Source organism: Streptomyces smyrnaeus (assembly GCF_017676345.1).
Lineage (GTDB): Bacteria > Actinomycetota > Actinomycetes > Streptomycetales > Streptomycetaceae > Streptomyces > Streptomyces smyrnaeus.
The window spans coordinates 55,760-69,121 of record NZ_JAFFZM010000016.1 but is presented as its reverse complement, the minus strand read 5'-3'; the positions used below and the strand labels follow the sequence as shown (position 1 = coordinate 69,121).

At 67.9% G+C, this 13,362-nt stretch carries 14 protein-coding genes; 4 read left to right on the top strand and 10 right to left on the bottom strand.

Going from position 1 to position 13,362, the window contains the following annotated elements; genetic code table 11:
* Window positions 1-115 precede the first annotated feature (115 nt).
* The 3 genes from JW613_RS24640 to JW613_RS24630 all read right to left on the bottom strand — a co-directional run bounded on the left by JW613_RS24640 (window position 116) and on the right by JW613_RS24630 (window position 2,416).
* On the bottom strand, window positions 116-706 hold the full coding sequence (locus tag JW613_RS24640) for a Uma2 family endonuclease (RefSeq protein WP_209213121.1): 591 nt from the start codon (window positions 704-706) through the stop codon (window positions 116-118).
* Between the two features lie 45 nt (window positions 707-751).
* The gene (locus JW613_RS24635; RefSeq protein WP_245226233.1) at window positions 752-1,702 is read right to left on the bottom strand and encodes a hypothetical protein; all 951 of its coding nucleotides are present in this window, start codon (window positions 1,700-1,702) and stop codon (window positions 752-754) included.
* A gap of 204 nt (window positions 1,703-1,906) precedes the next feature.
* Window positions 1,907-2,416 (bottom strand): ATP-binding protein, encoded by a 510-nt coding sequence (locus JW613_RS24630; protein ID WP_307866024.1) that lies wholly within the window; start codon window positions 2,414-2,416, stop codon window positions 1,907-1,909.
* Between the two features lie 191 nt (window positions 2,417-2,607).
* Here JW613_RS24630 and JW613_RS24625 point away from each other — a divergent pair, with 191 nt between their 5' ends.
* The 4 genes from JW613_RS24625 (at window position 2,608) to JW613_RS24610 (ending at window position 5,092) form a co-directional block, all read left to right on the top strand.
* The gene (locus tag JW613_RS24625; RefSeq protein ID WP_209213120.1) at window positions 2,608-3,447 is read left to right on the top strand and encodes a helix-turn-helix domain-containing protein; all 840 of its coding nucleotides are present in this window, start codon (window positions 2,608-2,610) and stop codon (window positions 3,445-3,447) included.
* On the top strand, window positions 3,444-3,650 hold the full coding sequence (locus tag JW613_RS24620) for a DUF397 domain-containing protein (protein ID WP_209213119.1): 207 nt from the start codon (window positions 3,444-3,446) through the stop codon (window positions 3,648-3,650). The genes JW613_RS24625 and JW613_RS24620 overlap by 4 nt, the downstream gene beginning before the upstream one ends.
* 87 nt (window positions 3,651-3,737) lie before the next feature.
* On the top strand, window positions 3,738-3,926 hold the full coding sequence (locus JW613_RS24615; RefSeq protein ID WP_209213118.1) for a DUF397 domain-containing protein: 189 nt from the start codon (window positions 3,738-3,740) through the stop codon (window positions 3,924-3,926).
* Between the two features lie 500 nt (window positions 3,927-4,426).
* Window positions 4,427-5,092: a hypothetical protein gene (locus tag JW613_RS24610; protein WP_209213117.1), complete on the top strand. Its 666-nt coding sequence runs from the start codon at window positions 4,427-4,429 to the stop codon at window positions 5,090-5,092.
* Window positions 5,093-5,613: 521 nt separating this feature from the next.
* Here the strand turns inward: JW613_RS24610 and JW613_RS24605 are convergent.
* From JW613_RS24605 to JW613_RS24580, 7 genes are all read right to left on the bottom strand, one after another.
* Window positions 5,614-5,823 (bottom strand): hypothetical protein, encoded by a 210-nt coding sequence (locus JW613_RS24605; protein ID WP_209213116.1) that lies wholly within the window; start codon window positions 5,821-5,823, stop codon window positions 5,614-5,616.
* A 292-nt stretch (window positions 5,824-6,115) separates the two neighbouring features.
* Window positions 6,116-6,640, bottom strand: a complete 525-nt coding sequence (locus JW613_RS24600) for a hypothetical protein (RefSeq protein WP_209213115.1) — start codon at window positions 6,638-6,640, stop codon at window positions 6,116-6,118.
* Entirely contained in the window at window positions 6,637-6,807 is a 171-nt protein-coding gene (locus JW613_RS36900) for a DUF6881 domain-containing protein (protein WP_372447995.1), read from the bottom strand. The genes JW613_RS24600 and JW613_RS36900 overlap by 4 nt, the downstream gene beginning before the upstream one ends.
* 259 nt (window positions 6,808-7,066) lie before the next feature.
* Entirely contained in the window at window positions 7,067-7,387 is a 321-nt protein-coding gene (locus JW613_RS24595; protein ID WP_209213114.1) for a hypothetical protein, read from the bottom strand.
* Window positions 7,384-11,910, bottom strand: coding sequence for a putative T7SS-secreted protein (locus JW613_RS24590; protein ID WP_245226232.1), 4,527 nt, complete (start codon window positions 11,908-11,910; stop codon window positions 7,384-7,386). The genes JW613_RS24595 and JW613_RS24590 overlap by 4 nt, the downstream gene beginning before the upstream one ends.
* Window positions 11,910-12,554: a hypothetical protein gene (locus JW613_RS24585; RefSeq protein ID WP_209213113.1), complete on the bottom strand. Its 645-nt coding sequence runs from the start codon at window positions 12,552-12,554 to the stop codon at window positions 11,910-11,912. Before JW613_RS24585 ends, JW613_RS24590 begins: the two co-directional genes overlap by 1 nt.
* Window positions 12,554-12,985 (bottom strand): SseB family protein, encoded by a 432-nt coding sequence (locus tag JW613_RS24580; protein ID WP_209213112.1) that lies wholly within the window; start codon window positions 12,983-12,985, stop codon window positions 12,554-12,556. The genes JW613_RS24585 and JW613_RS24580 overlap by 1 nt, the downstream gene beginning before the upstream one ends.
* Window positions 12,986-13,362: the final 377 nt, after the last annotated feature.

Sequence of the window (13,362 nt, the reverse complement as noted above, 5' to 3'; positions counted from 1 at the left end):
GGACCTCCAGGACGTTCGTGGTCGATCCCTCGATGCTGGCGCCGCCTCTGTGGCTCGGGTCGCATTTGAGCAACCTCGGCGCCCGGACCACTCCTTCGGACGCCCGGCCTGCTGTTCAGGGGGCGTAGCGCGGGAGCCCAGCTGTGGAGACAGTCCACTCGCCGATGGTGATGTCCTCGCCGTAGACGAAGTCCTTGCGCGTGGCGTAGCGGGGGCCGGTCGGGGTGGGATGGATGTCCGACAGAACGGCTCCCTCGCCCGTGCGAGGGTCGAAGATCACGTACACCGGGATGCCGAGCAGCGGATAGTCCCGCATCTTGCCCGTCCAGTCGTTGTCCGGGTTGGACCGGGAGACGACCTCGATGGCGGCGAGGAGGCTGCGCGGATCGAACGGCCCCTCGACCTCCATGTCGGCCTCAGCGATGATCATGATGTCGGGGTGCCGAACGACGCCCTGCTGCGCGTCCTCCACATCAGGAGTGCCGGTGTGGGCGAGCAGCCCCTCCGGCATCACCTTCTCCAGACGACGACTGACGCGCGCCGCCGTGAGTTCGTGCGGTCCCCCCGGCGACATCATGTCGTGAACGATTCCTTCCCTGGTGATCTCCAGCTTGCCGGGCACGCTGCTCTGCATGCGCTCGACGATGTCCCGCATCGCTTGGTACTGAACCGCGTCGTGCTCTGCGTGGTGCGGGGTGATCGTCACGGCGCGCGCTCCCTTCTGCGGTGGACGGAGTCCGGTCCACTCATGCTAGCCGGGTACCTGGGGCTGCGCCCTGGCCGAAGGGCGGCCTGAACGGGGCGTGGTGGGGGTGGGAACCGGGGTGTGGTCGGAGGTGTTCGCGGGTCCGTCCGGTGCGGCGGTCCGGCAGTCCCGGCAGCGGCCGGGAGCGGGGGCGCGAAAGGCGCGCTCGCACTCGGGGCACTCCTGGAAGGGGTGCGGGCGGTCCGGGTGCGGGGTGGCGGGCAGGGGCGGCGGCAGCTGTGCGGTGAGTCGGTGGGCGATCAGGGCGGCCGGGCTGCGCAGTGGGCCGGACGGGAGGTTCGCGGTCAGGGCGCGGCGGACGGCCTCCGACCCGGTGCCGCGCTCCAGCCAGACCGCGACGGCGGGGGAGAGGCGGGCCACGTCCCGTTCGGAGAGCAGGAGTCGTTCGTCGTCGCGGCGCAGCGCCGCGAGGAGGGCGGTGGCGGTCGCCTGCCGTACGGGGTCGGGCGGTGCGGTGGTGCCGGGTGCGGGCGGTGTCGGTGCGGATGCCGGTGCCGGTGTTGGTGTCGGTGCCGGTGTTGGTGTCGGTGTCGGCTTCGTCTTGGGCGCCGGCTTGGAGGCTTGCAGTGGTGATGGTGGGGGCGGCGGTTGGGTGTCCGGGGCCTCCGGGTTGGCGTACGACACCGTCCGGGTGACGATCCGGCCGTCCGGTGTGCGGCGCGCGGTCCGCGCCAGATAGCCGTACGCCTCCAACTCGCGCAGGGCGGCGCCGATGCGGGCCTCGCCCTCGGGGAAGCGGGCGGTCAGCGATTTGATGTCCACCCTCGTACCGTCCGGCACGGACTGGATGTGGACGGCGAGCCCGATCGCGAGGAGGGACAGCTCGCGATGCTGGGCGAGGTGGTTGCCGACGACCGTGAAGCGTTCGCGGTGACGGAACTTGATGTGGACAACGCCGGAGCGTGGCGCGGGCGCGCTAAACTGCTGAACAGCCATCGGGAAGGGCTTTCTTCCTTGGTGGTCAGGCCCTCGATCGGGATGCCAGTCCCGGCCGGGGGCCGTCGCATGTGCGGTTGTCGTGCGGTACTCGGCTGGAGCCTATGCCAGCCAACGTGCCAAACAGCCAGCCGAGTTGGCCTCGTTCACTCGTGTGGGTGACGGGAGGTCGGTGGGGCTTGGTGAGGTGCTTCGCGGGTTCTTTTACGCCCTTGATGTCGCGGGCCACCGGGTCGCGGCGGACCGCGACCCGGTGAGTCCCGCGCCGGTTCGCAGGGGGACCTCGGCCCACACCGTCTTGCAGGGCGGCGGCCCATACGTCACGCCCCACCGTTCGCTCAACGCCGCGACGAGCAGCAGCCCGCGCCCCGACTCCGCGTCGGCGGCGGGCGGCTGGGGCGGCGACACGGCCTCCGGAGCCCGCTCGTTCCGGGTGTCCGACACTTCGACGCGGAGGAGATCAGGGGCGTCAACGGCGCGCACCCTGAGCCGGAAGCTCCGCCCCGGAACCCGGCCGTGCAGCGCGGCGTTGGCGGCCAGTTCGGCGACGACCTGCGCGGCGGACTCCGTCGGCAGCCCGCGCGAGCCGAGCTCGGCGACCGTGAGCAGGCGTGCGAGACGCGCCCCGCGCCGGGTGGGGGACAGCAGAACGGTGAAGTCCACGCCAGAGGCGAGGAGTTGAAGCGCTGGAGTAGTGGTGGTCTCGTTGGTCACGTCACTCAGCGTGGCCGGAAGTATCCGCTCTGGACAGACGAGACGAGCGCACGAGCGGAGGTTGTCCGGGGGTGCGGGCGGAATAGTACGGCTTGTACGCCGTAACCGGAGCAGTTTTACGAATTCTGTGACAAACCATCGCCAGCCGCTCCTACGGTATGCGTACCGAATGCGGACGGAGGCGGTTACGCATGGCCGAACACGACGACGAATGGGAGGCGGGGCTGGAGGACGACTCCAGCGCCGTACTCCGAGCGGTCAGCCGTCAGATCAAGCTCTGGCGCGAGGCAGCCGGAATGACGCAGCCCGAACTGGGCGCGGCTATCGGCTACGGCGAAGAGATGGTCTCCGCCGTCGAGCGCGGCAAACGGCTCCCCAAGCCGGAGTTCCTCGACGGCGCGGACCAAGCACTGGGCGCGGACGGCAAGCTCTCCGCGATGAAGGAGGACGTCAAGCAGGCCCGGTACCCGAAGAAGGTCCGCGACCTGGCCAAGTTGGAAGCGAAGGCTGTTGAGCTGGGTGCTTACGGTGACCGCAACGTCGAGGGGCTCTTGCAGACCGAGGAATATGCACGAGCCTTGTTCGTGCAGAGGCGCCCTGCGTACAGCGAGGAAGAGGTCGACCGCAACGTCGCTGCTCGCATGGCTCGGCAGCAGATTCTCGAACGACAGCCGACGCCCACGTTCACCTTCGTTCAGGAGGAGGTGACGCTGCGGAGGCCGATCGGCGGCAGGGTAGTGCTGCGTCAGCAACTCGAACACCTGCTGGAGGTTGCTCAGTTGCGCCACGTGACGATCCAGGTCATGCCAACGGCCTGTGAGGAACACGCAGGCATGATGGGTGGGCACCGGGTACTGAAATTCGCCGACGGTAAGACCCTCGGGCACACGGAAGCTCAGCTCACGAGTCGTCTGATCTCCGACCCGAAAGAGGCGCAGATCCTTGAGTTGCGGTATGGCATGCTGCGCTCACAGGCGCTCACTCCGCGTGAGTCGCTGGCCTTCATTGAGAAAGTGCTGGGAGAGACATGACGTTGAAGCTTTCCGCCGAAGACGGCTCCACGCCGAAGTGGGTGAAGAGCAGCTACAGCGGCGACGACGGCCCCGCCTGCGTCGAGGTTGCTGCGACCCCCGGCACGGTCCACGTGCGCGACTCCAAGAACAAGCCGGGCCCGCAGCTGGCCGTCACCCCGGCGACCTGGGCCACCTTCGTCTCGTACGCCGCCACCAACTGACGTGCACCCTCCCGCGCCCCCGTCTCGACAAGGCGGGGGCCGGGGATCGGTCCGTCCGTGACGTCTCACCGAGAAGGAGTGAACGGCATGCCGTTGAGGCTCGATGCGCAATGGGTCAAGAGCAGCTACAGCAGCGACGACGGTCCCGACTGCGTCGAGGTGGCATTCCCCGGCACGGTCCACGTGCGCGACTCCAAGAACGTGGCGGGCCCGCAGCTGACCGTCACGCCGACCGCCTGGGCCGCTTTCGTCTCGTACGCCGCCACCACCAACTGACGTGCACCCCTCCCGGGCCCCCGTCTCGACAAGGCGGGGGCCCGGGGTCGGTCCGTCGTAATATTTGCGGCGTGACGACGGTCCTCCCGCGCCGAGACGAGGGCCCACCGGCACCCCCTCCAAAAACGTCACCCCCTTGGCCGGTGACGTTTACCACCACCCCGCCCGCGACCGGTCCTCACCTGGCTCGACCTCTACCGGCTGCGCCAGCCGTCCACGGCATCCAGCACGGCGAATCCCCCGTCCGGCCTTCGCCATCCTCGGCAAGCATCTGGCCGTTCCAGTCCGCGAGCGGAAGAGGGCCGTCCCCAAGGCCGAGCTCGGCACTGCGATGTTCGGGAGCCCCCGGTACCCAAGGTCCCGAGGGAATCGCGGAATCGCTCATCAAAGGGCCACAGAAATCCAAGCCCCTTACGCCGAAATCAGTTCCTACGTACCCTCGTGAAAAGCAGGGCGATTCCCACCTTGATCGTCGTGCGAAACGGGGGAGGGGAAACTACGTGCGATTCTGGGTCTATTTTCGGCTGCTCGCCGCCATCGGGACCATCGGCGTGATGATGATGTGGGGCCAGCGCAGAGGTGAGGTGCTTCGGGAGATCGACCAGGACGGCTACGCGGTGTTGACGGAGCTGATGACGGGTCTCGCCATACCACTGGTGCTCTTCATGGCGCTGCTGTCCATCCCGTTCGAGGTCTATGTGCTGCGCAGGCGGCGGTCCTGGTACCACCGGGCCAGCATCGTGGTGATCGGGTTAAACGCGGTCCTCGCGGTCGGCAGTGCTACGACCTCTCCGGAGTCGGCGCTCTTCGCGGAGGAGGTGGCGGCATACAGCACCACTGACCGGGCACTTCTTGCTGCGTACCTGTTTCTCGCGTTCTACTACCTGTTCTGGAGCATGACGATCTTCACCGTAGCGGTGATCGTCCTCTTCGCAGGCGACAAGCGCGAAACGTACGAGAGGGTCGACTCTCCCAAAGCCCAGGTCGCCCTCGACGCCGGCCCGACGCTGGCCCAGGTCGGCCTGGTACTGACAGCCACCGGCAACGCCCAGGGGTACGACTGGGACAAAGGCTGGCAACAGATGATCGTCCCTTTGGGGTTCGGCGTCGTTCTGCTCGTCCTTACTCTGTTGGCCTATGCCGGGTACCGCCGCGCGCGAAGCTGATGGGTCCACGCCGATGGGGCTGTCGGGCGGCCGGTCCCTAGATCCGAGATCGGGTGGGGCGGCTGGGAGCGGATCGTGGTGGAGACGGTGACCATCCTCCGGCTTGAAACAGGCCGCTACCCACGACTGGGAGCTCGCCGCCCTCGTCGGCGGACTCACACTCAAGCGCCTGGAAGCCCCTGCCTGATGGAACGACCACCGGGTGTTGCGCCGCACCCACGGCGCCAAGCGCTATCACCATCCCTCGTCGGCGACCTGCGCTTCTCCCACGAGTCCCTCCAGACACCCGGCGATACGGACACAGGCCCTGTGCGTCGACAACGTCGAACCGGGCTACGAGACTGCCCAGGCCTACGCGCCTGGCCGGCTGGACGGCGCCGGAGGGCACGACCCCCGATACCTCGCGAGCCGGTGCCGGTTGAGGACGAGCTGTCCGAGGCGGGCCGCAGCCTCGCTGACGGACCGCTGGCTGCCGTCGGCCTACGGGCGAAGTGGACGATCGATCACGCCGGACAGGGCTGTCACGGCCCTGTCCGGTTGTTGCCGTTGCGATCTGCTCCCTGATCGGTTGACGACCACAGGAGAGCCCCGCCGACGCCGGCCAGCAGCACGGTGGCGGTCACGACCCATTTGAGGGCGTGCTCCTTGACGTCGGGGGCGGGCGGGTAGGGGCCGGCGCCGGTTGCCCAGACGAGCACCAGGGCGGTTCCCGCGACGCCGACTGTCAGCATCCAGCGCCCGACTGTGCGCCGTCCGTTGGGTCCTGTCTTAGGGAGGGGCGGCATGTGTGTGTTCTCCTTTCATCGCTGTGGCGCCGCTGCAGCGGCGTTGCAGCGGCGTTGCATGTGCTTGTGCGGTCAGTCCCCGGTGGGAGCGAACCGTTCAGCGGCTCGCACGGCGGTAGCCGATGCCCACAGCCAGGACGCAAGGACCAGTGCCAGGGTGACGGTGATCAGCAGGACGATTTGGCGCGGTGGTGTCACGGCTCCCAGGTGCTATGCCAGACGCGGACGGGGTCCTGGCTCAGCCGTTGTTCTTGATGTCCTCCACGCTCCAGAACTGGACGAGGAAGAACTCGTCCACGTCCTCCAACTCCTTTTCCCGCCCCTGCCAAGCCCGTTCGATCGGCGCGTGACTCTTTCGCAGAGGAACCGGATCGACATCGGGAGCCACGCAGAATGCGACCCGTATCCGGTACTGCCCGGGGCCGGGAAGCGAGAAGACCTCCTCGTCCAGACCGGCGGCGATGACCTCGATCCCGAGCACACCGCTGGGCATCTCGACGTCAGCCTCGTCGACCCGAGCCAAGTCCCCTTCCAACGGCGGCTCGGTACCCGGTCCCCCGGGGCCCCAGTTCTCCAGCCGCAGCCGGATGAAGGCGACGTTCGAGACCAGGTCGGGGTAGGCCATACCCCGCCGGGTCCGAAGCCAACTACCCTCCGCCGACGCGACCAGGCCATGGGCATCGGGGACAGGTGCCATGTCCACGATGCCGAAGGTGCCGTAGTCGACGGTGAGTTTCATCTCGGTGCGGTCCAAAAGCCTCATGCTTCTCCGACTCCCCACCGATGATGACCAGTTCCCCAGGTGTCCTTGGGCACACCTGGGAGGATTTTCACTTTCCGCACCTCGTGGTCGTCGACCCCGATCTCGCTGTAGATGACCACCGGCTCGTCATCCAAGTCGTGATGCCAGTGAACTCTCCAGCACTTCATCCCCGCATGGCATGCCCCTCCGAGACCGAAAACCACCGCTGTGGTCCTGTGCTGTCTCTCTTCGCCCCCACTCATTCGGAGGCCAGCATGCTTCGGGATGCGCCACATCGACCGAGTCAGCCGTCCCTGCGCGCCGCTGTCCCCGTCTCCAAGAGACCGGGACAGCGGCGTCGCACCGTGCTTGTCGCGACACTCAGTCTGTTGAAGCGCGACGCTGTCCGGCCGAGCGGCGTGGTAGATCGGCCGGTAGCGGCCGTTGTCAAGGAATTCCGAGGATCCGCTCGACGCGGGAAAGGACTTTGTTTGCGAAATTCATGGAGTCCAATTTGTCAGACTCGCTACCAAATTCGGCGATTCTTTTGCTTTGCCATTCCGAGAAGATCGGTGAAAACCACAGGAGTCGTACGAAGTCCGGGTGCAGATGCTCACCCTCCTCGATTTCGATACTTTCGAGTAGTGTGATGTATTCTTGCGCGAGCTCGGCGTCGTAGATTCCGTCCCGTAGTTTTCCGAGGACTCCGCGTTCTGGGTCCCATGCGAGGTCGAGCGCTTCAAGCGCTTCGGCTGATGAATGCTTCACGGCCAGTACCCAATGATTGCGTCTGCTGGTATGTGTCGGTGTATCAGAACTTCCTGGTCACGCATCGCATAGTAATGGAATCTGCCTTTCCCGGGAAGTCCTCCTGATATATCTGCAACTGTGCCGGGGACCTTTGACAAGTCTATTGCCACAACACCATTTGAGCCGCTGTATTTGTCGAAGGCCACGCTGGGGAGCTTGGTGGTGGAGATCCATGGGCTGTCGCGCTTACCAGCCACATGGTTGTGGGGCTCCACCTCAGTGACATCGACATCCGGGGCGCGGGCCGTCAGGCCGAGGGCGGGGTCTTCGTTCGGTGCCAACCGGCGGAAGACGACGCCAGGCATGGCGTCTTCATCTGTAGGGGGGCAAGGCCCGGGGGCGAGGCCGAGAAGATCGGTAGTGGTGTGGGGGTTCGGTACGTAAGCAGCCGGGTTTGGAGCCGGGGACAGCCCGAGAGGGTCGGGCGTCAGGTACCTGGCAGATTGAGGGTCGTAATGGCGGAAGTAGTTGTAGTGGAGGCCGGTTTCGGGGTCGTAGTACTGGCCGGGGAAGCGGAGTGGAGTGTAGGCGGTGCTGTCGGTGTGCCAGGCTGTGGTTCCCCAGAGGGTGGAGCGGGTTCGCCAGGCGATGTCGCCGTCTTCCGAGACCAGTTCCGTGGGGGTGCCGACGAGGTCGGTGACGATGGCGTAGAAGCGGGAGTCGATCTCCTGCTGAGTCGAGGCGTTGGTGAGGCGTTCCGTCTGCGACAGCGGGGTGAAGCCCTGGTGGTCCCAGGTGAGGGTGACCGGGTGGGGGAGGCTGGGGGCGACGGTTGTCTGCTCGATGAGGGTGGGGCCGTCCCAGGTGAAGGTGACAGATTCCGCCGGCTCATCGCCTGACATGCGGTGCTTGGCCGTGCGGCGGCCCAACGGGTCGTATTCGTAGCGCCAGACGGTGCCGTCCGGGGTGATGACCTGGGTGAGACGGTCTTCCGCATCCCAGGTGTAGCGCCAGGTGTCCGGTTTCTTGGAGAGGCGCGTTTTCTGACGGAGGGTGGTGCGGCCGGCGTCGTCGTATTCGTAGCGGACTTTGCCCGCCGTCTTGATCGCCGTTCCCTCATAGGTGCGGGGGCCGATTGCCTCGGGGGAGGCGTGAGTCGTCGGCCAGCTCGCCTCCGTCTGGTTGCCCGCCTCGTCGTAGGCGTAGCGCTCGGTCCAGCCTCGGGCGTGGACGGCGGTCACGCGGCCGACCGTGTCGAGGTCGAAGGCCGCGCGGCCTGCCAAAAGGTCGTCAACGCTCGTCAGACAGCCGTCGGAACGGTACACGTAGCTGCGCTGCTGAATCGTTTCTTGCGCCGATAGGCACTGAGATATCAGGAGGCCTGCTGGATCCCACACCTGGCTGAGGGTGAGGCCCCCGCCGCCGATCCGGCGTTCGGTTTCGCGGCCCGCCGCGTCGTGGGTGAAGTCGAGCGTGTGGCCGGAGGCCGTCAGCGAGGTGCGGTTGCCCGCCTCGTCGTACGTGCTGGTGGAGACGGCTCCCGTGGGGGTGACCCGGCGCGTGCGGCGGCCCAGCGCGTCGTAGGTGTGGGTGAGGGCACGGCCGTTGACCAGTTCCGTTTTGACGCGGCCCAGCTTGTCGCGCTGGTAGCGCAGTTCGGCGTCGGGGCCGACGGCCTCCACCAGGCGGCCTGCCGGGTCGTAGGCGTACGTCGTCACCGCGCCTGCCGCGTCCTTGCGGGTCGTGCGGCCCAGGGCATTTCGCTCGTAGGTGATCTCCTCGCCCAGCGGGGTGGTCCGTTTGACCAGCTCGCCCGCCGCGTTCAGCTCGTACCGCTGCGTGCGGTCGTCGAAGTCCGTCTCGGCGACCAGCCGGCCCGCGGGGTCGTAGGTGTAGTCCCACGTCAGGCCTTGCGGGTTGGTCACCCGCGTCATCCGCAGCTCGGCGTCGTAGGTGAACTCGTAGCGGACGCCGTCCGGGCCCGTGCGGGCCTCCACCATGTCGAAGTGGGTGTACTCGTAGCGGGTTTCGCCCCCGGCGGCGTCGATGTGGCGGGTGCAGTTGCCCTCGCCGTCCCACTCCCAGCGCTCCGTCGCCCCGTCGGGGGTGGTGCGGGAGGCCAGGTGGCCCTCTGGCGTCCAGGTCAGGGTCGTCTGAGCGCCCAGCGGGTCGATCACCCGGATCGGGCGGCCGAACGCGTCGCGTTCGTATCGGGTGGTCGCGCCCAACGGGTCGGTGATCTCCACCGGGAGGCCCACAGCGTTGCAGCGAACTCGCGTCGTCGCGCCGAGGGCGTCCGTCACTGCCGTCAGGTGGCCCTGGCCGACGTACGTGAAGCGCGTCGTGTGGCCTGCGGGGTCCGTCAGTGAGGTGCGGTTGCCGTGGTCGTCCCACTCCTGGCGCCAGACCGCGCCGTCGGGGTCCCTCGTGGTGACCGGCAGACCCAACTCATTGCGTTCGACAGCGACAGTTGAACCGTCCGGGCGCGTCGCCGATGCCAGGCGCCCCGCCTCGTCGTAGGTGAATGTCGTACGACGGCCCAGTGCGTCCGTGTGGGCCAGTGGGCGGTTGTACGAGTCGCGCTCGGTGCTGGTGCGGTGGCCGAGGGGGTCGATCTCGCCGACGACCAGGCCACGATCGTCGAAGAGGGTGCGGGTCGTATGACCAGCGGCGCTCGTGACCGTGGTGACTTTGTGGCCGGTCGCCTCGTCCACGCCGTCGTAGTCGATACGGACCTGCATATGGCCGGCCGTGCCGCCTTCGGCGATGACGCGGTGCAGGTTGTCGTAGACGTAGTCGTAGCGGCGGTCGTTGGTGTCGGTCCAGGCGAGGACCCGGTCCTCGTCGTCGTACTCGAATCTGAGCGGGAGACCGGAGGAGTTGACGACCTGGGTCAGATTGCCGTCCGTGTAGCCGTAGCGCAGCACTGTCGTGTCGCCGTCCGCGCCGGCGAGGGTCAGTGCTGTCACGCGGTCGCCTTCGACCGTCAGCTTCACCACATAGCCGCCGCTGTGCACGAGGCGGGAGGGAGCGCCGGTCTCCGGGTCGTACTCGAAGGTGATGCTGTTGCCGTTGCGGTCGGTGATCTGTTCGATCCGGGCCGTACCGTCCTCGGACGCGCCGCCCTCCGGGGGCGCGAAGTGCCGCACCCAGCCCGTATCGGGCTCCGTCAGCGTGTAGCCGCCGTCCGGGGTGCGTTCCAGCGGCATACGGGACGAGCCCGCCGAGGGGAGGGTGGGGACACCGGGAGCCGGATGTGCGTACGACAGCAGGCGGCCGTCCTCGGCGACGAAGACGGCACCCTCCGCGTCGACTTCCAGCCGCTGGTCCACCGTTGAGGACCACGAGGGGCCGAACCAGTGGCCCAGCCGGTAGCCGGACTCGACGCGGCGGGTGAAGGCGAGGGGCAGGGAGCCGGGCAGGGACAGGTCGGTCTGCGGCAGATACATCCGCCCCGTGGCGAGGTCGACCGGGTCGGTCCCGCCGGAGGGCGTCTCGTCGCCGTTCCGGGCGGACTCGTTCGGGCCCTTCTCCTTGAGCGCCCTGCGACTCTCCGCCGCCTCCTTCGCCACCTTTCCCGCGCGCCCCGCCTTCGTCGCCGCGCCCACGCCCTTGGTGCCCAGCAGTTCCGGGATGAGGCGGCCCAATCCCTCGGCGGGGTCCTTTTTGAAGGCGTCCAGCATGGCCTTGCCCGTGCCGACGGGGTCGTTGGCGGCGCGCATGATGCCGGTGACGGTCGAGTTGAGGTTGGTGACGTACTCGGCGGGGTGGGTGATGTTGTAGGGGTCGGTCGGGTTGACGCTGCGAACGAAGCTGACCAGCCCCGCGGTGCCCTTGACGATGCCGCCCGAGAGGTGGACGGCGTCCAGGCGCAGCCCGGTGAGGCCGTCGCCGGCCTGTTCCCAGTAGTCAGGCTTGGGCGGGGCCGCGTCGCGGGCCGCCTGGACCGCCTTCTGGGCGACGCCCGCGGCCGTGTTGCGCTGGGTGCGGGCCCGCGAGAGCTGTTCTTGGGCCTCGTCCTTCTTGTCGTCCTTGTATTTGGCGATCGCCTCGCGGGCTTGGGACTGGGCCCGCTCGACGGTGTGGGCGAAGTCCTCCAGCGCTCCGGCTGCCTTCTCGCAGGCGTCGGCGGCCTTGGACCACTTGGCGGGCTCCAGGCCGACCTTCTCCCAGAAGGCGTCGGCGGCCTTGCCCTTCAACGTGCCCTGGGGCAGCTTCTTGAGCCCCTTGGCGACGTTGTCGAACGCGGTCTGGAAGTCCTTGAGATGCTTGGCCGTGGAGCGGATCTTGCTGGGGCTGCCGAAGATCAGTTTCTTGGGGTCCTCGGTCTCGTCCAACTGGAACTCGGCCGTCTCCGCGCCCATCGCGTTCGCCGCGGAGCGGGTCTTGTCCCGCGTCCAGTCGGCGCCGCTCTCCCAGCCGATGTCGTCCATCCGGTCGGCGGTCCAGTTGCCGCCGCCCTCGACCAGGTCGCCCGCGCCCTCGACGAGGTCCTCGCCCTTCTCCTCGATGGAGTCGGGTACGAAATCCCGCCAGCCCATCAGCCCTGGCCCCCCTGCTGCTGTGCTGCCCGCTCCTCGGGTGAGGGGCCGAACCACGCGTCGCGCTTGGCCTCGACCTCTTCGTCGCTCATTCCGGTGGCGCTTTGGGCCATGTCCGTGTACATGCCGCCGCGGCCCTTGGTGGTCAGCTCACGCGCGGTGTCCTGCCAGTCCTGGCCGATGTCCTCCTTGGCCTGGCGCAGGGAGTCCATGCTGTAGTCCGGCTTGTACGGCGCCACCAAGTCGCCCCAGTCGCTGTTGACGATCTCTTCCTCGGTGGCGTGCGGGTTGCCGGTGAGCGAGTTGAGGCCGACCTTGAGCGCTCCGGCCGCGTACTGGTCCTCCTCGTGCGCCATGCCCGCCGACAGGCCGAGCTTCTGGGCCAGCGCGTTGGCGTTCTGCACCAGGGCGCGTACGCCCCACTCCCACTTCTCGCAGAAGTCCTCGAAGTCGGCCGACAGGCCGTGGTGGCCCATCTCCATCCCGGTCAGGGACAGCTCTTCGAAGCCCGCTCCCTGCAGGGACGACGTGGCCGAGCTGCCGGACTCCTTGAGTTCGTCGATGGCGCCCTTGAGTCCCTTCTCGATCAGATCGAGGGACTCCTTGTTCCACTTGATGCCGTCTGCGCTCTTGCTGTCGCCCATCAGGCGCCCTCCCCCTTGTCGGCACCGCCCACGGCCGCCTCGTCCGGGACGATGCCCGGCGCGGGCGGGAAGAGCATGGAGCCGTCCTCGTCCGCGATGTCGACGGCGACGCCCGTGGGTCCGTCGAAGGCGGGCACGACGGCGTCGAGCAGCCGGGCGCCGAGCACGGAGACGTACTCCCATTCCTGGCCGGGTGTGCCGCCGCTGCCCGGCTGAGCCGTGAACCGGGCCAGCGCCGCCTCGTCGGTGAACGCGAGGATCCAGCGCACCCCGCCGAAGGAGCGGGTCAGCAGCCGCTCGCCTTCTTCCCCCGCAGCCGCGTCCGAGCCCGCCCGCGGCACCAGTACCGCCGCGCGCCGGAACTCGCCCACCAGCGCGCCGGGGTCCCCGGTCCCCTCGCGCGTCGCGGCGATCTCTTCCCGAAGCTCCATCCCCGGTCCCCCCTCGTCGTGTGCGCTCCCCCTCGATACCGACCGGTCTTTTCACTCAAGCAGGACCCGGGGCCGTCACGCAACGCCACGCTGCGGCGCCGGTAAGTGATCTTTCCCTCATTTGCGCACGTCAGCCGGGGTGTCTGTGATAATGGGGCGGAGAGCAGATATCGGTGAATCGGTCCGTGCGTGAGGGCGGCTCGTGTGCTAGAGGGCCGATTGGCGACCGCTCTGCCCTCTATGGCACACTGTCCAGGTTGCTCGGTTGAGTGCCGATGCTGCGCGCCTCCCGCCGGGAGGACCGGAAGCGAGTCCCAGGTATTCGTCGCCTCTCATCAGGGGCGGAAGTACGGGAATCTTCCGGGAAGCGTAGGAGG

Coding starts and splice junctions, on each gene's coding strand:
- JW613_RS24625 (WP_209213120.1), top strand. CDS start 2,608: ATGGCCGAACACGACGACGAATGGGAGGCGGGGCTGGAGGACGACTCC.
- JW613_RS24585 (WP_209213113.1), bottom strand. CDS start 12,554: ATGGGCGACAGCAAGAGCGCAGACGGCATCAAGTGGAACAAGGAGTCC.
- JW613_RS24580 (WP_209213112.1), bottom strand. CDS start 12,985: ATGGAGCTTCGGGAAGAGATCGCCGCGACGCGCGAGGGGACCGGGGAC.
- JW613_RS24600 (WP_209213115.1), bottom strand. CDS start 6,640: ATGAGGCTTTTGGACCGCACCGAGATGAAACTCACCGTCGACTACGGC.
- JW613_RS24615 (WP_209213118.1), top strand. CDS start 3,738: ATGCCGTTGAGGCTCGATGCGCAATGGGTCAAGAGCAGCTACAGCAGC.
- JW613_RS36900 (WP_372447995.1), bottom strand. CDS start 6,807: ATGAAGTGCTGGAGAGTTCACTGGCATCACGACTTGGATGACGAGCCG.
- JW613_RS24605 (WP_209213116.1), bottom strand. CDS start 5,823: ATGCTGACAGTCGGCGTCGCGGGAACCGCCCTGGTGCTCGTCTGGGCA.
- JW613_RS24635 (WP_245226233.1), bottom strand. CDS start 1,702: ATGGCTGTTCAGCAGTTTAGCGCGCCCGCGCCACGCTCCGGCGTTGTC.
- JW613_RS24620 (WP_209213119.1), top strand. CDS start 3,444: ATGACGTTGAAGCTTTCCGCCGAAGACGGCTCCACGCCGAAGTGGGTG.
- JW613_RS24590 (WP_245226232.1), bottom strand. CDS start 11,910: ATGGGCTGGCGGGATTTCGTACCCGACTCCATCGAGGAGAAGGGCGAG.